This is a genomic window from Shewanella sp. Scap07 (genome assembly GCF_013394145.1).
GTDB classification, from domain to species: Bacteria; Pseudomonadota; Gammaproteobacteria; order Enterobacterales; family Shewanellaceae; genus Shewanella; species Shewanella waksmanii.
Map to the genome: position 1 here is coordinate 3,081,557 of NZ_CP041329.1, position 23,764 is coordinate 3,105,320.

Consider the following 23,764-nt stretch of genomic DNA (forward strand, 5'->3'; position numbering starts at 1 on the left):
TTAGTACCTATGCTTCTGTAAGCGGGTTTCAACTTTATGATCTGCATGATTCTTCAGCTTTGATCCTGCATAACCATTGCCTTTGCTAGCTGGAGCATTATGAGGATGTGCCAACTCATAACCTTTGTCTTGAGCTTTACGGCCGGGAGAATTCCTTCCGTTTCTTGGGATACGTAAGCCAGACTTGTTTCCAAACTCTATATGTCGAGCATCATTCTTCAGCCAACCTCTATCAGCTGAGCTAACTTTAGGATCATTCATCATCTCCCTGAGTCTTGGCTGTTTTCCTTGTCGGCCAGCCCCCTTAACAACATCGGGCCCCCTCCCTAGCTTCAACTTTTTCTCTACGTAAGCTTCAGCGCCTGCTTTACCAGCAACGAATGCAGCTCCAGTAAGACTCCCTGTCTCTTGATACTCATCAATACCCGCCTTAAAACCTTCAGCAGTAGATTTTGCTGCGTCAACTGCTTGGCCTAAAGGAGTCCATGATAACACAGTAGACATATCTCCTTTATTCGCTGAATCATAGCCTGCCGCAAAATTAGGGTCATTGCCATAGCTTTGGTTAGATACAGACTCAAGCCCACCAATATTATTAGCCTTAACATCTGTCTGCTGAGTCGATTGTGACTTATTTGCACCTGAGTCGCTCTTGTTTTTCCTCCCCATTTCAGCTCTTGCTCCAAAAGCTGCACCATGTGCTCCAGTATCTACACCTTTAATCCTTGAGCCTGTCATGGTCTCGTCCTCCGCCACATACCCCGTTGGATCCGTCCCAGCCAGCGGGTTATTCATAATATATGAATACGGATTAACACTCTGGGTCGACGTCGGCGATTGAATAAACGGATCCACCGACATAAAGCGGCCCATGTTGTAATCGTACACCCGCCCGTTCATATGAATTAGCTGCTGCTCATTCAAATGTTCGTGGTCGGTAAAGCCGCGGCGATTGCCATTGGTCTCAATCAGGTCGCCTAAGCTGCCAGCCACACTGTCGGTCGCCGTTCGGCCAAATGGGTCAAAGTAGCGATGCGAGATAATATTACCTTGGTGATCGACCATGGTCGTTGCACTACCCAGTCTATCACGCAAGGTGTACAGTAACTGATGACTGCGCTCTGGGGTGTAACTCAATACCGCAATATCACCAATGTAAGCGCGCCAACTACCATCATTATCTGCTTCAAATAGCTTATCGACATAATGGGTTTTAGTCGTTTTACCACTGACGCTACGGGTTTGTAGCGCACGCATATTATCGCTGCCATACACAAAACCAGTGCTGGTGTTGTTGTTCGGCCCTCGCCCTACCACAGTTAATGGTTTATCCAGCGCATTGTAGGTCATGGTAAGCCCATCACCGTTGACTAAATTACCGCGGCTATCGTAGCTAAATTGCACGCGCGAGCCATTTAGCTTAGTAATAGCACATACCGCATTCGGCCCAGCATTGCTGCCAGCTAAGCAACCATTGTTGTACTCATAAGCGTTGGACTGACTGCGACTGTAGTCGGATTTATAGAGAATATTACCCACGGCATCGTAGTCGTAGTCCACCGTTGCCGCAAAAGGCGTGCTGCTGCCATTTAGGGCAAAGCCTGCATTACTGTAGGTGTATTGGGTCAAGCGATTCAGGCTATCGTATTGGTAGCCTTTTTCTAATCCTGTTACACCATTACGTTCCTCAACTAGGTTCATGAAGCTGTCATAGGTATCGTAATAATGCGCGTGCAGCGTGCCTAGGGCCGAGGTCACTTGGGTGCTCGCCATGGTGCCTTCACTGTTATACACACTTGTTTGCGTTAACAAGGCATTGGCCATTTGGCTACCCGTTACATGACCTGCGGCATCCATTTCTGTCACGGTTTGGTAAATGTAATCAGACGCGGCATTACGGGTTTGATATAGATAACCGCTATCGTTATAGACATATTCCAGTGTTAAACCATTTGGATAGCTGACCCCTTTAGGGCGGCCATAAAAGCTATCGTACTGATGGTTTATTGTGCGGGTGACATTGTCGCCGCCTTCGCTTGTGGCCACTCTTACCGAACTACTGGCCAGTTGCATTGCACTGGTGTAGGTATAGTCGCGAGTAATACCATTTTCAGTTTCTGTGCTGAGCATCCCCTGTTTACGAGTATCCCAAACAAAACTTGCCGAACCATTGGCATGACTGCCACTGGTGGATTTAGTTGTCACTCGCCCTAAGGTATCAAAGCTAAAGCGTTGTATTGCACCATTAGCATCGGTTTGCTTATCGAGCTCGCCTATGGTGTTATAACCAAAATTGGTGGTACCTTGGTTGGGGTCAACAACCTGCGTTTTATGCCCAAAGCCGTTATAACTGGCGACAATATCATTGCCATTGGCATCTTCAATAACCAACGGCCTGCCAGCCCCATCATAGGCAAAGCGGTTACTGCCTTGAGCAGCATCTACCGTTTCATACAACAAGCCTTGCATCCCGTAGGTGCGCGACATGGTGCGACCTTCAACAGTGATACTGGTCGTTAGGCCATTATAGCTATACGTTGATATTAACCCGCCTGATTGACCGTTGGGCAAACTGCGCTGCCTTGGCCTATCGAACCGGTCAAAGTTACTGAAAATAGTAAATTCAGGCATGTCACCATCATAATAGGGCATGGATTCATGGGTGAGGCGGCCAAGGCTGTCATAGCGTTTATCCACATATTGATAGCTGCTACCATCAAATGCTTGGCTAGCGCTTCTAATTTGGCGCCCTAAACTGTCGGAGTACACCTCTTGAGTCGGCATCCCCGCCGAAGTCGTACGCATTAGTAGTTTGGCATGGCTTGGTGCATGATTGCCGTTTTGCGCCAACAAATAACGCAGGTATTGGGTCGGGCTACCCGTTTGTTCAACCTGCACTGGGCGACCAATGGCATCATACTGCGTTTCGGTAATCATGCTGTTTGGCGCGGTAACCCTAGTCGGCACGCCGAGCCCCATATCATACACGGTTGTAGTCGCATGAACCTTTGCGTTAGTCACGGTAAATGGCAAGTAACCATCACTAGCAGATGAGCTACCGTTTTTAGTGTAAGTAAACCCGGTTGTTCGCGCGGTCATAGCAGTGCAATCACTCGTGCTACCGTTAATGGTAACCGTAGTGGGTAAGCCGTAATCGTTAAGCTCGGTAATCTCTTCTCGGTTACAGGTACTGCCACTGGCTGTATAGGTCGCAGTAGTGGGCTTATGGTGCACTGGATGCCATTCATCAACCGTCATGGTTTGCCACTGCTCAGCATCTGCCCCACTATAAGGGTCATTTGCCCAGCTACGCTCAATCACCCTCGTCTTAGTGGTTTTATCTGCAAACTTACCTAGGAACCAATTATTGATATCAGGTGTGTAATTGGTTTCGACAATTGTTCGATAGCTGTTTGCAACGCCACCGATATAGTCGGTCACGGTTTGAGTGCGCTTTTTAATGTTGCCGTATTCAGTGACATCTGTCGCATCAACGGTTTGCAAGGTGCTGGAGCGCTGCTCACTACTGCCACTGAGTCCATAATGCTCAATAAGTGACTGAGTATTCACGTTGTGATAGACGCCATTAATACTGTGCTGTGGATTATCAGCCCAAATGTTAGTGGTTTGCGCCACGGTCGTGCCACTCACTTTCACCGTTTGCGACTCTAGCAGACTGACCTGTGGAAACTTTTGCTTAAAGACAGATTGCACGGTTTTATTGCGTGCCACATCTTTTTCAATAATTTCTCTAAAGCCGGTAAAACCACGGCCTTGCAGGTTATACATAGCGCCTTTGTATGCATACTCGGTAGTATTGCTACCACCTACACCATTGCTTTGTTCAAAAGACTGTACCACATACATACTGGAGCCAAAGTGGATGTAGCCATCACCCACATAGTCATGGTCAGTTTGGTACATCTTAGCTTGACCGGCACTACCTTCACCCGTTGATAGTGGGCGGTACCGCCATTGACTTTGATTGCCAAGGCCGTCGGTGACAGATTGTAGATAATCTACGGCTGCATAATCGCTTGGTGTGACACCAGTGCCTGAGCCATGGTTACGACTGACATAAATACCATAATCATTTTCATACCCAGCAAAAGGCGTCCCTACAGCAGACCCACTAAAGCTTGTGGCACTTTGTTGCCTGTGGTTAAACAACAAACTAGCTAATCCAGTGCCGTAGATGTCTAACACAGTTGACTGGTAAGCATGCCCATACAGGTCTGTCGGCACTCGATGTGAGGTAATTGCACCTTGCGCATCGATTTCAAATGAAATGGAGTCAAAGCGATAAATGCTATCATCAAAATGATAGCTCGCGATTGCCTCTAAGCCCTCATCAACGCCTAAACTTCTCGCCCCATATAGCGCATCACCGCATCTGGTCGTTAGCACGCCTCGATTATAAATCTGAGCACACCCCGTTAAGATACGCTGACCAGGAACAAGTAATTCCTTCTTACCATCAAAATTAACGTCAAACGCTTTAAAAGCCCCTAGGAACTTTGGCGTAACACGCTGTATTTGTTCACTCGGTGTGTGAGGGTCAGCTCCATACTCAATCCGGGTAGCTAATGCCTCTCCTGTTATCAGCTGTTTTGCTGCAAACTGTCCATTACCCATGTTGAGTCGTACTGCGATCCCCTCTTGGTCAGTTAGACTCTGCCAACCGATCCAATCATCTAAGCCATCGCCATTAATGTCGATGAAATAATTAAAATTGGGGGCAACTAAATCTTCTGTTGAACCTAAATAAAGTGTTTGTTCAGTAAAAGTGACCACTTCGCTGCTGCTCGGTGTATTCATCAGCAATACTGAAGGTGTTGAGCTAAACCAAGATTGGGCCGTCGCTGGGGTAGGCATGACCACAAGATCGGGCCTACCGTCGCCAGTAATATCTCCCATAAAGTCAATTCTGGCTAACAACACAGAATCAGTCACATCCTTATCAAACACAGGGTAGGAGAATACAAGCTGCCCGTTATTCGAGTATGGGGTATTTTGGTCTTTACTGTGCAAATATAGCTTCAGCTGAGGCGAGCCCCCGTTGTGATGATATACCATCAAATCAACCCAACTATCGCCATTATAATCAACCGCATTAATTAGCCTGCTGTCATCCAAGCTGTACTTATCACTCGCTTCTAAATCAATACCGGTATTTTGCCAATTGCCGCCAGATAACTTAATTTGCAAGCGTCCGCTAGCATTACGCCAATCGTCTGTCAACCCATCTTGATTCATATCCACAGCAATACAATCAGGTGCAGTAAGGCGATAACGGTTTTTATAACACGGGTTTATATTTGCTGTGTATGTACCTGTATGCTCCCCTTCGGCATTAACAAATATACCACTCCAATCCATGACACCATCGCCATTTGCGTCACCTTTTGGCAGCACCTCAAATAGGTCCTTTTCATCAGGAAACGCCATGCTATCACCAAGTGTCAACGCCTCTACGGTGGTGGTAAGATGTGATTCAGCCCAGTTAAAATCAATGGGTTGTGCACATTGTGGGTTATGATTCTCAAAGCCGCACAGCTCGATGCTCTGTAACAGGCTTCGAGAGGAGCTCCCACTATATGTATGATTGAGCTTATAAAGACGAACCTGGTTCTGGCTATCAAGGTAGGTATTAATCTGAACTAGTCGGCGAGACGAAACAATTTGCCCTCCAAATATATAACTTTGACGGTTGTCATTGCGTGCTTCATATTCAAACTCAACGAAACGAACACCATTTACGCCTCCAGTACCCGTATAATAAATCGCCTCCAATAGATGCTCACCCGCCACACTGTCATCATAGCTATAATCAATGGTATTTTGCCCATTGGCCCACGACTCTTGGGTTACTTTCCAAGTTAATACCGTGTTTAGTCCACTGGGTATAAATCGGCTGTCGGCATTGGCACCATAGGTCGCAACTGAGCCATCTGGACGATGCACCGTAAAGTTAGTTGTAGCACCGTTAATATCGCCTGATTGTACTACTTTAACAAAGCTGTCCATCTCGGTGTGGTACTCAGTGCCGCTTTGGCCATAAACACCTGATGTATTCATCAAGCGTTGCCCGTTTAGGCATAACCTGTCGGTATCGGCGTTAAAGGTGACCGCTCGAGTATAGCCGTCCTGCGCATAAGTGGCCGCACAACGACTGATAGTTGAACCAGCATTAAGTGACCAACCCACGCCGGCAATGCCGTTACCGCTTTGTGAGTTGTAACTCAGTGATACCTTAGGCTGTACACCATTGCGCCCAGGAGGTAAATCAATTGGGATTTGGTAGCTCGCTTGACCACCACTGACACTGGCTTGACCTTTCACCCAACTGGCGCTGATATCAACCGATTGATTTGGTGCACTATTGCTTCCCCCTGCGTCATCGACTGGGGTTTCGCTAGTATTTAACCAATCTTCACCGCCAACATTGAGGACAGTTTCAATAAACTCAGTCTCTTCGCTCGGAAAGCGATTACCATATTGGTCATTACAATACCAGCGCGAGATATGGATTTGCTGCTCATTAAATGCCAGTTGGCTCGTTGAACCATTTCCACCCAAATTGGTTGCTGATTCAGGACTACCACTTTGTGCGGTACAAGTTACCGCATTTTCGAAATCCCAATGCAGTTCCGATGTTTCCCCAACCTCAATTTGACTTGGCACCCATTCAAAAGTATTTTCCGACATAGGTGGTGCAGGATCAACAGTACGCTGGGCTTCTAAAAACTCACTGGTGTTATGAGGAATACGCTTGCCGTGAACATCTTTACAATACCATTTAGTGGTATGGGTACCTACCTCAGTATAGGTACCAGGAATATTGTGGCCGCTGGCTGGCCGTTCTTTTGGCGCATTTTCACCTGCGGTAATGGCAAAACATTGACTGGCATTTTCCACATTCCAATGGAAAGTGGCTTGCTGTCCAGCAAATAGCCTAGCGGGTATCCATTCAAACTGTTCGACCTTCATGGTGTTTGTAACAGTAAATGATACAGTGGCAACGCTACTACAAGCCACATCAGGATTACAGGCCCGTACTTTAACTTCATGGGTCCCTATCGGTGCATCGGTAATAGGATACTCATGGCCGATAATATTTTTTGTACCACCTAGATAATCAACTTGATAAGTTCGGCCAGGAACTTCACCACCAGCCATATCCCAAGTCACATTGACCGTCTCACCTACGACGATACTGGGTTTATCGACTTTAATATTTTTAACTGCACTAGTAGCGGTATAAAAATAAACATTTCTTTGAGGCGATAATGCATCACTGCAACCTGTGTCATTACAACTTTTAACGGTGTAGCGATTCCAACCATAGGTGTCATCAGAATCAGGTGTGGTTATTGTAGTTGCCGCATTGGCAAAGACAAACTTAACGTGATTGCCATTGTTGAGGAGCTCATATTTCGTCGCATGCTCCACACCTGGCCAAGACAAATTCACTTCGGAATTAATTTTGACATAGGTACGATCTGCACTAAGTGAAGCTTGAGCTGCAGGCTTAGGCAAATACACTTCACGATCGGCAGTTAAATATTGATTTGTCGCAGCTGGGATTCTAAAACCATAAGCATCTTCGCAATACCACTTAGCAGTATGAACTCCAACTTCTTCATAAACACCATTTACATTCTCCCCATATCCAGGACGTTCAACGGGTTTATTTTCACCAGCTGTTAATGCAAAACATGTTTTTGCGTGCTCAACATTCCAATGGAACTGTGAAGTACCACCAACAGGTAATCTTGCAGGTACCCACTTAAACTGTTTAACTTGCATTTGAGGAACTGCTTTGCCTCTTCGTAACGGAGAAAATACACTACAGCCAGTCTGATTGCAGGCTCGGACTTTATAGGCATAGTCTCCCAGTGCTAATGTCACTACTTTATTACGTGCACTGCCGCTGTACAGTATTTTGCTTGCATCCGCTAACTCATAATGCGTTGCTCGCTCCGCCTCCCCCCAACTTATACTCATACTAGGTTGATTAGTCACTAAAGGAACAGAAAAACTTGGTGGTGTAGCAGGAATTTGTGGGTTGACCGTGACCGAAATCGTTTTTTCACTACTACAAGCAACACTGGGGTTACACGCAGCAATTCTAATCGTATGGGTACCGATTACATTACTGGTAAAGTTGAAGCTCTTATCTGACTGCAGATTTGTTGTGCCATTAGCAGTAACTTTATATTTGGTCGTTGGGATCGTCCCTTCTGCTCCACTCCAGCTAACTTTGGCGGTTTGCCCAGCAATTATGCTCGCTTTGTCTACAGCAAGGTTAGCGACGGCATCTGCTTTACTGTAATAGAAAACTGTTTGCACTTCCGAACCAATAGCACAGCCAGAAACGTTACAGGCCTTTACTGCATAACGGCTTTCGCCTAACGTGTGCCGTATATGGGTTTTATTTCGATTTGGACCATCATAAATAACTGTACTACTGTTATAAAGTACGTAACGAGTCGCATGTGGCACAGCTTGCCAAAGTATAGTCACAGCCGCCGCTAATGGCCGATAGGCGTGAGAACGACTCGGTTTTGCCGCTCTAGCTGGCACTGGTGGATTAACTTTAACATTGACAGTTCGAGTACTGCTGCAATTCACCCCAGGATTACAGGCCTGTACTTTGATGGTGTTGGTACCTAACTCGCTGGGTTCGTAGCTTTTGCTGGTACCTGTGACTTCACTGACAGAGTTGCCAATGGTCACTCTGTACTTGCCACTAGGAATAATGCCACCGGCCGGGCTCCAGCTTATGGTAACCGTTTCACCAAGCGTCGCGGTGCTTTTATCTACAGCGAGGTTATTCACTGCGCCGGTTACGGTATAAAAGTAAACATTTTGTACACCCGACAGTCCACTACAACCGCTGCTATTGCAGGCCTGCACTTTATATCGATTCCAACCATAGCTCGTATCGGTAAGGGTGATACTGGTACCGGTCAAAGATTTAACCAAAGTGCCATTATCAAACAACTTGTAGCTTGTCGCATGTGGGACGGCAGGCCAAGACAAGGACATCCTATTGTTAATTTTTACATAAGTGGCTGACTTGCTCAGTGATGGCTTGCTTGGAACAGGGGGAACAACAATGACATTGATGGTACGTGAGCTGCCGCATAATCCACCAGGATTGCAGGCCCATACTCTAATTGTATTGCTACCTACTTCGGATGTTGTGAAGGTTTTTTCTGTGTTACTCACGTAACTAACACGGTTACCTATGATAACTTTATAATTAACGCCTGGCACAGAACCGCCAGCGACGCTCCAACTAATTTTTACGCTCTCGCCTAATTGCGCCGTCCCCTTATTCACGGCCAAGTTATTAACCCCACCTGGGCCGGTATAAAAGTAAACATTTTGTGCACTCGACAACGCACTGCAGCCAGTTACATGGCACGCTTTAACTTTATAACTATTCCAGCCATAACTTGAATCCGAATGGTCTGTACTCGTACCACTCACCGTCTTTACCAGCGTATTGTTATTATAGAGCTGGTAACTCGTTGCATTGGCGACAGAGCTCCATGATAAAGTAACACTGCTACCAACTTTAACGTAAGTAGCCGATTTACTTAGAGTGGCGGGTACTGGCACAAATACCGTTCTTGAAGCTTTTAAATATTGAGAGGATGAGGAGGGAATTCGGTTACCACTGCTATCTAAGCAATACCATCTAGTCTCAAAGGTACCAACAGTGTTATGGACTCCTGCAACATTTTGACCTTTGGCAGGACGTTCAGCGGGCTTACCCGCACCAGCCGTTGTGGCAAAACACTTTTCAGCCCCTTCAACGTCCCAATGAAATTGAGCGGCGGTACCAACAGGCAAATTGTTAGGTCGCCACTCAAATACCTTTACTTTCATGGTGGCATTCGCTGCAAACGACAGCAGTGAGACCAATAAATAAAAAAATAGACAAAAAACAGTCTTGTTCATCCTTGATACCTTATTATATTTGGTATTAACAAGATAAATCTTAATTAATACCATCCAACGCAAAATTTAGCCTTAACCTTGGCTGCTTTACGTAACCAGTTATCGCTATGGAAATCAACATTAAAGCAACAACCAAATAACAAGGTCGCGATGAGAACACTCAGCGCAACCCACACTACTAATGATTTAAATCTGACTTACCAAAAACTAAATTAGGTGTTTTTACATAAATTTAAATTGTCTCATCGTTCCCTATTGTTAATAGTGAAAAACCAATAATAGAAAACAACAACCAAAGTCCATTTTGCGCAACCATTTAATTGACTATAATTTTTTGACGAAAAGTACAACATTTAACTTACAAACGCAACCATGCAGGCTACATTCTCTGAGATGTAGGCCTTGCTCTTCACGCCTAATAGGGCTATTAGCGGGGAAAATATAAATATAACTAACTAAACCAGTTATGACGGAATTTAAAACTAATAAACTGTAAAAATGAAAATGATAACTTCACAACCTTCAATAATTAAAACTAAAAACATTAACTCACTTATTGAATCAAACAACCGCTATACCTGCATCGCAGATAAGTATTTAACTGCTAGCTAATCTTTACTCAATCCAATTTCTAGGTTTTCCATAATAACCGCGTTAATTCAACCGCACTGATAGCTTTACAACCTGCGATATTGCTACCCGCCCATAATGGTGAAAAATGGTTCTGTCCTAGTGATTCCGCTTTAGATCTTAAGGGTGCCATGGCGATGGATGCATATGGAAACGTTGGGGCGATTGCATTTATATTGCCTAGCTCGTGCATGGCTTTATTACAAATTCCTCGAGCTAATCGACCGGAAAAAATATTAGTCAGCGCGGTGGTGTGGTGGGGGTTCTGTATGGCTTGTCGGTGTAAAGCCGATGTATTAGCTTCGTCACACAACAGATATGCTGTGCCTAGCTGCACGCCTGCAGCGCCGTTAGCGAGCATGCGCTTTACATCAGCAGCAGTCGCTAAACCACCAGCGGCAATCACTGGAACAGAAACAGCGTCTATTATCTCGGCCAGTAATGTTTGCGTCGGTTGCTGGGTGCTGGGGTCTTCGGTTAAAAACATCGCGCGATGCCCGCCTGCCTCGCAGCCTTGGGCAATGATAATATCCGCCCCGTTTGTTTGCAGCCAGATAGTCTCTTCAACTGTTGTTGCAGAAGATAATATCGTTGTGCCCCAAGTTTTTATCTGTGCCACTAAGTCCGGATGCGGTAGCCCAAAGTGAAAACTCACAACAGGTGGTTTTATCGGTTCAAGCATATCGGCCATTGCTTGATCAAATGGCACCCGTAAACCGCTTATTTCATCATTAGCTTGCAGTTTATAGTGGTGATAATAGCGCGCAAGTTTGGCCTGCCAACGCTGTAACATTGCGGTGTCTACAGTCGGCATTTGATGACAGAAAAAATTGAGGTTATAGGGTTTGTTACTGTGCTGGCGAAACTGATTTATTTCTGTGAGGACTTGCTCGCGAGTCAGCATGCCACAGGGAATGGAACCTAACCCACCTGCTTGAGACACCGCAACGGCTAAGCGCCAATCCTGCACGCCAGCCATTGGCGCTTGAACAATAGGTTTTTCAATCCCTATGGCTTGTCTGAGTTGTTGACCTATATCCATCAGGCTTATCCATCCTTTATCAGCGCAAACGCGCAGTGGCATTATTGTTGTGACACTCTACTTGTGCGCTATTAACACGACCTATTTAGTTACATAGCTTAACACCGGTGAGCCAAATTTAAGTCGCCCCACGATGCAAACGCGCATAGCGGTAAAAAGCCAGTAATTTTTGTTTGCTAAGTATTATGACCAGTATCTGCTGCAGTAGCAAAATCGCCAGACTGGCTACGACTACCCCCTGCCAATTGGCTTGCTGCCAAAACGGTAACAAGTAGGGGCCACCCAACGCCGCGCCCAAATAGTAACTACACAAGTATAACGCTGTGGCTTTGGCTCGATGAGCACTGGCCCGCTCTGCAACCCAAGTGTTACAAGTACTATGCAGGGTGAAAAAGCCAAAACTCATTATCGCGAAACCCATCACAATGGCGCTAACGGTATCAATCAGCGTAATGAGTGTACCGACAACCATTAACACACTCGCCAACATCAACAACGGTTCGCGGCCATAACGCTTAACCCACTTTCCGCTACGCGATGAGGCGTAAGTTCCGGCAAAATAGCATAGAAATATCAAGGTAACCGTGAAACTTCCCCAAGCGAAAGGCTCTTGCATTAAATGCAATTGTATATAGCTATATTGATTGACCATCACCATAAACGCTGCGCCACCTAACAAGTAGATTAACGGCATTTTTTTATCTTGCAGATGCAGTTTAAAGCCGCGCAGATCGCTAGCGGTTATCGCTTTACTTGCAGGTAGTGCAGGCTTGCTAGTGTCATGTTCTGGCAATAGCCTCATGGCGATCACTACACCTATCATCGACAATCCTGTAAGCAGTAACATGGCTTGTTGCCAATCAAACAAGGCCGTCATCATGCCCCCTATCAGCCGCCCCACGATGCCGCCCACACTGTTAGCGGCAATATAAACGGCACCAGCTTGCAGTAACTGCATCGAGGTCAGCATGTCTTTAAAATAGGCCATGGCAATGGCAGGAACTGACGCCAGCAAGATACCTTGCAGTAACCGCATCGCCATGAGTTGCTCAAAACTTGCCACCCAAATCAGTAAAAAATCAACGAGAACCAACAGATATAGGCTAATCACTATCGGCATTTTACGGCCAATCTTGTCTGAAAGCAGCGCATAAAATAGTAATGAAATGGCCATGGAAAAACTGGTGACTGATAACAGTAAAGTTGCGTGAGCCGGTGCTACCTCAAATTGCTTTGAAACTAGAGGCAGCATGCCCTGCACAATATACAGGTTGATATAAATCACCACTGAGGCAATGGAAAGTGCGCTGATAAGACGTTTGGCTTGCATCGGGTTTGTGAGCATGGTCGGTATAAATAGGTGTAAATTCTAGACTCAGGCTATCACTGACGATAACATAATAAAAATACATAGAAATTATCAACACTATAATTTTCACTTATGGACATTAAACAACTTAAACATTTGCATACACTGGCTAACTCAGGCAGCTTTACTCAAGCCGCTAATGAGTTAAGTATCGCTCAACCGGCCATCAGTCAAAGCATTAAACGCTTAGAAGATGAGCTGGGTGTAATGCTGATTAACCGCAATGCCCATCATCGTGGTCAAAAAGGCAGCCGCTTAGCATTAACATCTGAAGGTGTAGCGCTCAATGAGCATGCGAAAGTCATTCTAAAACAGGTAGAGCAAGCTAAGAGGCATCTGCATGAGCTTGCCAACTTAAGCCGAGGGGAAGTCAGGGTTGCCGTACCGGGTATGCTGGGCTCCTACTACTTGCCGCGGCGACTCATGGCTTTTCGCCATCAATACCCCGCTTTAAAGCTGTCTCTGTTTGAAGGTGGCACCCGTGACACCTTAAGAATGTTGCAAAATGAAGAGGTCGACATTGCCATTATCACCGAGCAAGATCTGACTGAAGAGCTAGATAGCCAATGTTTATTAACGGCACAAATGGTGGTTGCCATGGCTGAAGACCATCCACTCGCTCACCTTAAAGCCATTCCATTGCAAGCATTTTTTGAACATGAACTGGTGATGTTTAAGCCCGGGTACTTTCATCGTGAATGGATGCTTAAACATGCTCAACGTTTAGGCATTGAAGTCAATATCGCGTTTGAAACCAACTTAATTAACTTGATCAAGCAAGTGGTTTCACAAGGCTATGCCATTACTAGTGTGCTGGAGATGGTCATTGAGAAAAACGATCCCATATTGGCTAAGCCTTTCGCCCCCGCAGTCAATTTAGATCTGCATATTGCATGGCATAAAAAACGCCCGCTCGGCCAAGCCGACAAGGCGTTTGTAGAATTCTTAATGCAAAACCGCTAACAGCAACGATAAGTGCTAAATTAACTTATCACCGCGTCCGCTTGGTTTTCTGGCAAGGCCTGTTTAAAGGCTTCAAGCTGATTACAATGTTGCCATACTTGCTCAATTAATGGATAAGATGACAGATCAACGTTAAAACGTTTGGCGTTGTATATTTGCGGCACCAGCACCACATCAGCCAGCGTAACAACCTCGCCAAAACAGTATTGACCAGCATGCTGTTGTAATTGGCGCTCAATCGCAGTGAAACCTTGATGTATCCAGTGATGATACCACTGTGACTTTGGATCATCGGCCACATTAAGGGTGTTGGCCAAATACTGCAGCACTTTTAGATTATTCAGCGGGTGCACATCACAGGCAATCGTATATGCCATCGCCCTCACCTGTGCTTTTAATTCAAGGTTGTCTGGCAATAAGCTTGACTGTGGATAGCGTTCATCTAAATAGTCAATAATCGCCATCGATTGGGTTAGGACGAACTCATCGCCGCTAGCATCATCTGTTACCAACGTTGGCACTAACTCTTGCGGGTTGAGCTTAGCGTAATCAGCGGCATGCTGCTGACCACCGCCTTTAACTAAATGCACTGAAATCAGTTCAGCCTCTAACTGCTTTAAATTGAGCGCAATGCGCACCCGGTAAGCAGCACTCGAGCGCCAATAGCCGTATAACTTCATATTCACTCTCCCTCCTGCAGCCGCCTAAGTTGTGGTCGCGTTGCAGCCTAATAGATAGCAAAACGGGGCAACACCTGTCGCCCCGTCAATGTAACTCAAGCAAACTTAGCCTTTGTACTGCACGACTTGCTGGTCAATAGCACCGAAAATAGTTGCGCCATTGTCATCAAACATTTCAATGCGTACACGGTCGCCAAATCGCATAAACGATGTCGCTGGCTTGCCGTCTGCAATGGTTTCTAACATGCGGGTCTCTGCTAGGCAGCTTGAACCAGCACTGCGATCATAGTTAGAAATGGTACCTGAGCCTATAATGGCGCCAGCACCCAATGGACGGGTTTTAGTAAAGTGAGTGATCAGCTCGCCAAAGTTAAATGTCATATCGATGCCAGCGTTTGGCTTACCAAAGAGCTCACCATTTAAATGTGTTACTAATGGCAGATGCACTTTAGTTTCTTGCCACTTATCACCAAGCTCATCAGGCGTGACAGCGATTGGCGAGAAACTGCTAGATGGTTTCGATTGGAAAAAGCCAAAGCCTTTGGCTAACTCACCAGGAATGAGGTTACGTAGCGATACATCGTTCACAAGCATCAATAACTTGATATGCTGCGCCGCGTTATCACTACTCACGCCCATTGGCACATCGTCGGTGATCACTGCCACTTCTGATTCGAAATCAATACCCCAATCTTCGCTCGCTAATTCAATGTCAGCTTTAGGCGCGATAAAGCAGTCAGAGCCACCTTGATAAACTAGCGGATCGGTCCAAAATGTTTCTGGCATTTCAGCGCCACGTGCTTTACGCACTAATTCTACGTGATTGACATAGGCACTACCGTCGGCCCATTGGTATGCACGTGGTAGCGGCGATAAACACTTACTCTCGTCAAAATCGACACTGTTGTCCATCTGACCGTCGTTTAGCGCTTCATACAGCTCTTGTAATTGCGGTTGAAGTAGTGACCAAGCGTCTAGCAGTTGCTGCATAGTATGCGCAATGGCTGGCACGGCTACGGCCTTTTTTAAATCACGACTAACCAACATCAACTGGCCATCGCGACGACCGTTATCATAAGTTGCTAACTTCATACCCACTCCTAAAAACTGATGAGCACAGGATCATGTTGTCATATTTTTGCTTTGCTACGGCAAAGCGCTGCCTGTGCGGAACTGCTGTTATTATAGAAATACATCAAGCCAATCCAGATAGGAATAGCGTGATATTAATCACACTCTCACCCTAGAACCTGCTTTTTGTACAAATTAGTTTACAGTCAAAAAAAAGCAGCTAATTCGCTGCTTTTCCCTTAAACATTGCACAAATTACCAGCATCAAAGTGGCAATTTGCTGTTACATCCCTTTTTGCTTGCTGATTTTGTATTCGCGCAATTTATTGGCAATAGCGGTATGTGATACCCCTAGCTTTTTAGCCAACTGGCGCGTACTCGGATACGCTGGATACAAACGGCGTAGCAAACTCGCTTCAAACTGTTTCATTGCTTGGTCTAAACTACCTTCGAATTGATGATCAAAATAGCCAAAGCCCTCGGCATAGGATGGCAACTTGAGTTGCTCAACAGTCAGTTCAGCCGAGCCATCCCACATTGAGACCGCCCTGAAAATAGCGTTTTTAAGTTGGCGCACGTTACCCGGCCATGCATAGCCCAGTAGATGTTCACGACACTGTGCTGAAATTCTTCGAATGGGAATCGACAATTGTTGGCTGTAATGTTCTAAAAACATTTCAGTGAGTGGAATGACATCTACTTTGCGATCCCGTAGTGACGGCATATGGAAGCTCAATACGTGGATCCGATAATAGAGATCTTCTCTAAAGTCACCGGTTTGGCACAGCTCAGCTAAGTTCTTCTGTGTTGAACAGATAATACGCACATCGGCTTGTACCTCTTCATCACCGCCAACGCGGCGGTAGGTGCCATCTTGCAGCAAGCGCAGTAATTTTACCTGAGCCGAACGTGACATCTCAGCGATTTCATCAAGAAAAACCGTGCCACCTTTGGCCTCGGCAAAGAAACCGCGTTTAATCACTTCGCCCTGACTACTCACGAAACCGAACAGTTCTTCCTCGGCTGCGCTATCTGGCATTGCCGCGCAATTGATGGCAATAAACGGATGTTCACGGCGCATACTGGCATCATGGCAAGCTCTAGCCATTAGCTCCTTTCCGGTGCCGGTTTCACCGGTGATCAGCAAAGGGGCATCGAGCTGCGCCATACGCCGAGCTTGCACTAAAACTTCCTTCATTTTGTCGCTGGCGGCGAGCACATTCTCAAAACCGGTGGTTTGGTTTTGTAGCGCATTAAACTGTTTACCCACCCTGGCAGGTGATTTTAGTGATACCACAGCCCCCGCTAGAATCGTGCTGTTGTTTTCATCGGGTAAGTATATGGGTAGCATCTCAGCCAAGTATTCATTGGGGCCAATATTAACCCGTGTCGCTTGTGCTAAGACCACACTTTCACTCAGCCAACGTCCGAAGTTAAACCCTTGGACCCAATGGTTAATTGACTCGTCTAGTACTTCATGCTCTTCCATGCCGACAGTCATCAGTGCTGATTCGTTAACGATGCGAACTCGACCTTTCACGTCAATTGAAAATACCGAATCAGGTAGCGTTTTCAGCAACGTTTTTAACGCGTAGTGCTCTTGCTCTGATGGCATAAACGAAACAGTACGCACATCATGTACTCCTTCGACTTTTCGAATCAGCGGCAGCAATTCACTCAAAGTATCAAAATTAACTTCAGCAAATTGTAAGTATAAGAATCCTTGGTTGCTCGCATCGATGGCTAGCAAATTAATGCCGTAGCCTTCCATAATCATTAAGATATCTTTGGCCAAACCGACGCGATCTAAACAGCTCACTTCCAAGCGCATAGTGTCATTGTCCCTATTATTTTAATTTTACCCTAGTGGGATTTCTCTTGACTGATAGATACGTGTATCAAACCGTTAACAGGTTAATTTTGCTCAGTGTAGAGATTACGATACGTTAGAATGGAATGGCGCTTGTGGCAAGCATTGTTTACACAGAGACGGTGTTTTGAGTAAAAAAATAGTGCACCACCGTAGGTAATGCACTAATAAATATGTTTTTTTATTAATCTAATAACTGGTCTGTTTTCGCAGCCATAATGAAATCGTTACGGTGAAGACCTTTAATTGAGTGCGACCACCACGTAACCGTGACCTTGCCCCACTCAGTCAGAATACCAGGATGATGGAACTCTTCTTCCGCTAAATCAGCCAGTTTATTGGTAAATGCCATAGCCAATTTAAAGTTCTTAAACTTGTATACGCGCTCAAGTTGCATAATGCCATCGCGCACTTCCGCACCCCAGTCGGGGATCATTCTGATTAACTCTGCAAGCTCTGCATCGGTAACTTTGGGTGCATCGGCTTGGCATGCCTCACATTTCATTTCAGCTAATTTGGTCATTGTTTTTCCTTTTATCAATTAGTTAGCTTGGCACTTAGGCTCAAACAGCGGTGGTAATAACCCAAGCGACATCGCTTGTTTCACCGCTGACATAATATCCATTGCAACAATTTCATCTAAAAAGTCAATTGACTCAATATGATAGTATATTGGTTGCATTATATCGATTCGGTAAGGAGTGCGTAATACTTCAATAAGATCGAACGGCTTAACTATGGGCTTACTGCTCATGGCATATTCGGTTTCACCGGGCGAACTCAAAATGCCACCGCCATAAATCGACCTTTTCCCCTCGCTTGACTGCAACAGGCCAAATTCAACGGTAAACCAATACAAACGCGCTAAATATACTCGCTCTTGTTTACTCGCAGCTAAACCCAGTTTGCCATAGGCATGTGAGAAACGGGCGAATGACGGATTCGTTAGCAACGGACAGTGGCCAAATATTTCATGAAAAATATCCGGCTCGCGTAAGTAATCAAACTCCTCTTTACTGCGAATAAATGTCGCAACCGGAAATGCTTTGTCTGCCAGCAATTGAAAGAACTTTTCAAACGAGATCAATGCTGGCACTCCAGCGGTTCTCCAACCTGTGGTTTGCGCTAATACGGCGTCGATTTCGCTCAATTGTGGAATGCGATCACTCGGCAAATTTAGCTTCTCTAAGCCAGCAAGATATTCCTGACAGGCAAAAGGGGGCAAATTGTCTTGTTGACGTGCAAATAACTGCTGCCAAATATCATGTTCAGCTTGCGGATACTCAATGACTCCATCAGCATTGGGTAGCCGTGCTTGGTACTGTGTTTGTTTGCTCATATTGTAGTTATCATTAGGGCTCTCTATTTCATAGTTGACCAAAGTTGCACTTTTGTTAATAGCGCAAGCCGCTATTATTGAGCTACATTCATGACCCTAGTTGTAAACCAAACGAAACACCCCCTGCCCACCAGCCATAAAAATGAATATTAATCAAAAACCTAAGCCGTAACAATATCTATCCACATACTATCCAAACCGACTTCCACCCGTTCATTAAATAACCAAGCCTGCTTATATCATTTCCACCAACCACACAAAAATATCAGTTAACGGAATTTACAAAATTTAGCTATAATCAAAACAAGAATAAAGCCCATTTTAGAAGATGGATCTTCTGCGGATATTGAGTACAATTAGCCACTTAAATATGCGCTACCCCACTACTGACAAGGATTTTCATGAAAGCAAACAGTATCCGCAAAGCCGTTATCCCTGTTGCCGGACTTGGCACAAGAATGCTACCGGCCACCAAGGCGATTCCGAAAGAGATGCTGCCAATAGTCGATAAGCCATTGATTCAGTATGTAGTTAATGAAGCAATTGCCGCCGGCATAACTGAAATTGTATTGGTAACTCATGCCAGTAAAAACTCAATTGAAAACCACTTTGATTGCAGCTTTGAACTAGAAGCGCAGTTAGAAAGCCGCGTTAAACGCCAATTGCTAAGTGAAGTTCAAGCAATTTGTCCCGACGGCGTAACGGTTATTAGCGTTAGACAGTCGCAAGCTAAAGGCCTAGGGCACGCTATTTTATGCGCCCAACAAGTTGTCGGTGATGCGCCATTTGCCGTTTTACTACCAGATGTTATTGTCGATGAATACCACTGCAATTTGGCAAAAGACAACCTAGCTGACATGGTGAAGCGTTTTGATGACAACGGCATAGCTCAGATCATGGTAGAGACTGTGCCTCATCAAAGTGTCGACCAATACGGTATAGCCGATATAAAAGGGGAAGACCTGCATGCAGGCGATTCTTTACCCATATCACAGTTAGTTGAAAAGCCCGCTATCGATGAAGCGCCTTCAAATTTAGCTGTCGTTGGTCGATATATTTTGCCAAAAGAGATTTGGCCATTGTTAGCGAAAACACCGGCCGGTGCTGGCGGCGAAATTCAATTAACCGATGCAATTGCTATGTTGATGGAGAAAACTCAGGTAAACGCCTATCTAATGCAAGGTAAAAGCCATGACTGCGGCAATAAATTGGGGTATATGCGTGCAAATCTAGAGTATGGCCTGCGCCATCATCAAATTGGTGATTCTTTTTCTGATTTAATTGTTGAGCTTGCAAGTGAGATACAAGGACCTAAAGTATGACCGTTCTCGTTACCGGTGGCGCTGGCTATATTGGCTCACATACCCTAGTGCAGTTGCTTGAAAATAACCAAGATGTGGTTGTCATAGATAACCTCAGTAATGCCAGTGTTGAGTCACTAGCACGGGTTGAGAATATCACCGGTAAACCGATCACGTTTTATCAAGGCGATGTACTCAATAAAGCGTTACTGCAAAAGATATTCACTGATCACAGTATCACCGCTGTGATCCACTTTGCCGGGCTTAAAGCTGTCGGTGAATCGGTCGAACAACCACTGCGCTATTATGAAAACAATGTCACCGGCACTTTGAGCCTGTGTGAAGTGATGCACCAATTTAATGTCAAAAACTTAGTCTTTAGCTCATCGGCTACGGTTTATGGTGACCCCGCAAGTTTACCTATCACTGAAGATTTCCCAACCAGTGCGACCAACCCGTATGGACAGTCTAAGCTGATGGTCGAACACATTTTGGCGGACTTATATCAAGCTGATAGCAAATGGAATATCGCAATTTTGCGCTATTTTAATCCAGTGGGCGCGCATCCAAGTGGGTTAATTGGTGAAGACCCCAATGATATTCCCAACAACCTCATGCCATTTATCTCGCAAGTCGCGGTCGGCAAACGCAAGTCACTCAATGTATGGGGCAACGACTACGACACAACCGATGGCACAGGTGTGCGTGACTATATTCATGTTATTGATCTAGCCAATGGTCATCTAAAGGCGCTGCAAAAAATCGCCACAAAGCCTGGGTTGGTCACTTATAACCTTGGGACAGGTAACGGCTACAGTGTATTGGATATGGTTAAAGCGTTTGAGGCCGCGTGCGGTCACAGTATTGCTTATACCATTGAGCCTCGTCGCCCTGGTGATATCGCGGCATGTTACGCCAACCCAAGCAAAGCCAATCAAGAGCTTGGCTGGCGTGCAACCCATAGCATTAAAGATATGGCTCAAAGCAGTTGGCATTGGCAATCAAATAACCCCAATGGTTATAATAGTCAGTAATCTCGTCGTTGCGCTGCGCTTTTACCGCCAGCGCCTAGTTAAGGTTTCTCATGTCCAATCGCATCAACCAAAGTAGGCGCAATCTTTTTAGCCGCCGCAAAAGTAACGTTATTCGCCCGCCTTGGATAAAACAGGATATTGAATTTACAGACGAGTGCACTCGCTGTGACAAATGTATCAGCAACTGTGAAACGCAAATTATTAAACGCGGCGACGGTGGATTTCCCGAAATCGACTTTAGCCGTGATGAATGTACATTTTGTGGCAAGTGCGCTGAGAGTTGTCCTGAGCCACTGTTCGATACTCATCAAGCTCAACCTTGGACCATCGCGGCGCAAATTAGCGATAATTGCTTAGCATTTAATGGCGTTTGGTGCCAAAGCTGTAAAGATGCCTGTGAGCCAAGAGCCATTACATTTAGCCCACAAATCGGTCAAGCACCGCAGCCGATCATAGACATTCAAGCTTGCACAGGTTGCGGAGCGTGTGTGGCACCGTGCCCTAACTCTGCAATTATTGTTAACCCTGACATCACTACAAAATGACAAAAATCTGACAATGGCGCCAAATATTAGTGGTTTGATTGTGTAAAAATTCAGGATAATATCTAGCTACAACCTCAAAATTGATCTTGTTTATGTTTGGAAATAAGAAAAATAGCAATGGACTCACTTTTATCGCCCAAGGCACTAAGTTATCAGGCGAAACCCATTTTGAAGGCGAAGCGCTAATTGGCGGCGAGCTGTACGGGAAAATTAGTTCAACCGGTAAAATCACCATAGAAGCCGACGGCTACATCGACGGCGATCTACGTTGTAAAGAGCTCAAAGTCTCCGGTGTTTTCAAAGGTAAACTCAAATGCGATAAGCTCAATATTACCAATACTGGCTCGGTCGAGGGCGAGATAGCTTGCGAATCGATGGAAATATTTGAAGGTGGTCAGTTTATTGGAATGCGAGTACGTGAAGAGGTTAACTTACTGTCCAGCGTTATCGATGATGACAGCATTGCAGCCAACGGCTAAACATCCCTACATTGGCGCTAACAATGATCTTAGCGCCATATACCCTATGTTGTAACCCTACTCGCAAACAGCTTGTTGCTGATATTGTCGTAATAACTGCATAAAATCTTTAGCATCTCTGTCTAGGCAATCCCATGGAATGTATACATGGTAGCCCAAATGCTCTCCTAAAAAGCGACAACGATGACCAAACATCGCCATCACCCCAGTAAAGCGTTCATCATCAACCTCTAATGGCGTAAATTCCGAGTTTAGGTAGTTTTCTAGCATCAACAGTTCGCCATCGAGCTCAATAGAAGAAATGAGCAATGGCCGTTGCTCAGTCAACAAACCCGTCGCCAGTCTAGGCGAGATAAGGTGCAGTAGAGGCGAGATTTTTTTCAACTTAAGCCCAATATAGGGTAAGTCGGTTAAGCCCTCAGCGGTATGTACGCGAGGAATGTCGATACGTTGAATATTGTGCCATTCAACCGCAATCGTACCGCGGCGGTGCCGATACACAATCCCTCGCTCGCTAAGCTCTACCGGTATGGCAGGTTCAATAATTTTAGCTATGCCAATGACCAGGAGAATAGCACCGATAATAAACAGCACCATGCCTACTGCAAATATCGCTTTGTAAAACAGAAATATACTCAGCCCAACAATAAGCGCAACCGCACCACCGAGCGTACAGGAAATGCCATTATGCTTAGTGATTGAGTGAATAAGTTTAATATCGTCTTGTGCCATGAAATGTCACTCTTAAGAATTAGAAAGGCTATGTTTGATACGTAACCACAGTAAGCCAAGGTACTCATGAATGGCTCGCTGAGAAGCGGATAAATTAGCAATACTGATGTGCCACCAGGAATCATCTGAGGAAATAAAATCGGTAGGTGCCGCTAAAGGGCTTAAACCCATAGCCTCGAAAGTGGCCATCGCGCGTGGCATATGTGTCGCAGACGTGACTAATTTAAACGGTGAGCTACCGATTTGCTGCTTGATATATTGCGCTTCTTCAATGGTGTCTCTTGCCTGCGGGAAAAGCGTCATGTTCGATTTATTTACACCAAGTGCAATCGCAGCTTGCGCTTGAATTTCGGCATGACTTGGGCCACCTACGCCACCGTTCCAACCGCTAAAGATAAACTGACAGTGTTGGCTAATGGAGGCTTGACGTAATCCTTCAATCAGCCTTGACAGTGCGGTGGCGGATAGCTGCTGCAGGGCAACATCGCTATGGGTTGTATTATGGCTGTTACCTAATACGGCAATCACACAACCTTCTGGCATCACACTATTATTAACAGGGTATTGTTGCTCTAACTGATTAACCAAGTAGTAACTACCAAACTGACTGCTGAGTAACAGCAGCCAAGTGGTTGCAACCACGACAAAGCACTTAGCAAGCCGCGAGCGGTGCCAAAAAATCAGTGCCAATACTAGCATCAGCACAGTAAATGGGATGGGCATGAAAAACTGTGACA

The 23,764-nt window shown here is 45.5% G+C and carries 15 protein-coding genes; 5 read left to right on the forward strand and 10 right to left on the reverse strand.

Features of this window, described 5'->3' with window-relative positions; translation table 11 throughout:
* The 3 genes from FLM48_RS13560 to FLM48_RS13570 form a co-directional block, all read right to left on the reverse strand.
* Entirely contained in the window at positions 1 to 9,972 is a 9,972-nt protein-coding gene (locus tag FLM48_RS13560) for an RHS repeat-associated core domain-containing protein (protein ID WP_179024981.1), read from the reverse strand.
* A gap of 631 nt (positions 9,973 to 10,603) precedes the next feature.
* Positions 10,604 to 11,644 carry a nitronate monooxygenase family protein gene (locus FLM48_RS13565; protein ID WP_179024982.1) on the reverse strand — a complete coding sequence of 347 codons (1,041 nt, stop codon included), beginning with the start codon at positions 11,642 to 11,644 and terminating at the stop codon, positions 10,604 to 10,606.
* A gap of 118 nt (positions 11,645 to 11,762) precedes the next feature.
* Positions 11,763 to 12,974: an MFS transporter gene (locus FLM48_RS13570; RefSeq protein WP_256870939.1), complete on the reverse strand. Its 1,212-nt coding sequence runs from the start codon at positions 12,972 to 12,974 to the stop codon at positions 11,763 to 11,765.
* A gap of 111 nt (positions 12,975 to 13,085) precedes the next feature.
* Between FLM48_RS13570 and FLM48_RS13575 the strand changes: the two genes are divergently transcribed.
* Positions 13,086 to 13,976 carry a LysR family transcriptional regulator gene (locus FLM48_RS13575; protein ID WP_179024984.1) on the forward strand — a complete coding sequence of 297 codons (891 nt, stop codon included), beginning with the start codon at positions 13,086 to 13,088 and terminating at the stop codon, positions 13,974 to 13,976.
* Positions 13,977 to 13,996: 20 nt separating this feature from the next.
* On the opposite strand, the gene maiA is transcribed toward FLM48_RS13575, so the two are convergent.
* The 5 genes from maiA to phhA all read right to left on the reverse strand — a co-directional run bounded on the left by maiA (position 13,997) and on the right by phhA (position 18,936).
* Complete coding sequence (gene maiA, locus FLM48_RS13580) at positions 13,997 to 14,656, reverse strand: maleylacetoacetate isomerase (RefSeq protein WP_179026374.1); 660 nt, start codon at positions 14,654 to 14,656, stop codon at positions 13,997 to 13,999.
* Between the two features lie 105 nt (positions 14,657 to 14,761).
* On the reverse strand, positions 14,762 to 15,748 hold the full coding sequence (locus tag FLM48_RS13585; RefSeq protein WP_028771820.1) for a fumarylacetoacetate hydrolase family protein: 987 nt from the start codon (positions 15,746 to 15,748) through the stop codon (positions 14,762 to 14,764).
* Positions 15,749 to 16,010: 262 nt separating this feature from the next.
* Positions 16,011 to 17,558: a transcriptional regulator TyrR gene (gene tyrR / locus FLM48_RS13590; protein ID WP_028771819.1), complete on the reverse strand. Its 1,548-nt coding sequence runs from the start codon at positions 17,556 to 17,558 to the stop codon at positions 16,011 to 16,013.
* Between the two features lie 223 nt (positions 17,559 to 17,781).
* Positions 17,782 to 18,120 (reverse strand): 4a-hydroxytetrahydrobiopterin dehydratase, encoded by a 339-nt coding sequence (locus tag FLM48_RS13595; RefSeq protein WP_179024985.1) that lies wholly within the window; start codon positions 18,118 to 18,120, stop codon positions 17,782 to 17,784.
* Positions 18,121 to 18,138: 18 nt separating this feature from the next.
* Positions 18,139 to 18,936 (reverse strand): phenylalanine 4-monooxygenase, encoded by a 798-nt coding sequence (gene phhA, locus FLM48_RS13600; RefSeq protein ID WP_179024986.1) that lies wholly within the window; start codon positions 18,934 to 18,936, stop codon positions 18,139 to 18,141.
* A 401-nt stretch (positions 18,937 to 19,337) separates the two neighbouring features.
* Between phhA and galU the strand changes: the two genes are divergently transcribed.
* The 4 genes from galU (at position 19,338) to FLM48_RS13620 (ending at position 22,295) form a co-directional block, all read left to right on the forward strand.
* Positions 19,338 to 20,258: a UTP--glucose-1-phosphate uridylyltransferase GalU gene (gene galU / locus FLM48_RS13605; protein WP_179024987.1), complete on the forward strand. Its 921-nt coding sequence runs from the start codon at positions 19,338 to 19,340 to the stop codon at positions 20,256 to 20,258.
* The gene (galE, locus tag FLM48_RS13610; RefSeq protein ID WP_179024988.1) at positions 20,255 to 21,271 is read left to right on the forward strand and encodes a UDP-glucose 4-epimerase GalE; all 1,017 of its coding nucleotides are present in this window, start codon (positions 20,255 to 20,257) and stop codon (positions 21,269 to 21,271) included. The genes galU and galE overlap by 4 nt, the downstream gene beginning before the upstream one ends.
* A gap of 50 nt (positions 21,272 to 21,321) precedes the next feature.
* Positions 21,322 to 21,816: a ferredoxin-type protein NapF gene (gene napF, locus FLM48_RS13615; RefSeq protein WP_179024989.1), complete on the forward strand. Its 495-nt coding sequence runs from the start codon at positions 21,322 to 21,324 to the stop codon at positions 21,814 to 21,816.
* Positions 21,817 to 21,908: 92 nt separating this feature from the next.
* On the forward strand, positions 21,909 to 22,295 hold the full coding sequence (locus FLM48_RS13620; RefSeq protein WP_037470394.1) for a polymer-forming cytoskeletal protein: 387 nt from the start codon (positions 21,909 to 21,911) through the stop codon (positions 22,293 to 22,295).
* Between the two features lie 57 nt (positions 22,296 to 22,352).
* On the opposite strand, the gene FLM48_RS13625 is transcribed toward FLM48_RS13620, so the two are convergent.
* Together FLM48_RS13625 and FLM48_RS13630 are read right to left on the reverse strand one after the other, a co-directional pair.
* Positions 22,353 to 23,027, reverse strand: coding sequence for a DUF2982 domain-containing protein (locus FLM48_RS13625; RefSeq protein WP_179024990.1), 675 nt, complete (start codon positions 23,025 to 23,027; stop codon positions 22,353 to 22,355).
* A 12-nt stretch (positions 23,028 to 23,039) separates the two neighbouring features.
* Positions 23,040 to 23,750, reverse strand: a complete 711-nt coding sequence (locus tag FLM48_RS13630; RefSeq protein ID WP_179024991.1) for a YdcF family protein — start codon at positions 23,748 to 23,750, stop codon at positions 23,040 to 23,042.
* Positions 23,751 to 23,764 lie beyond the last annotated feature (14 nt).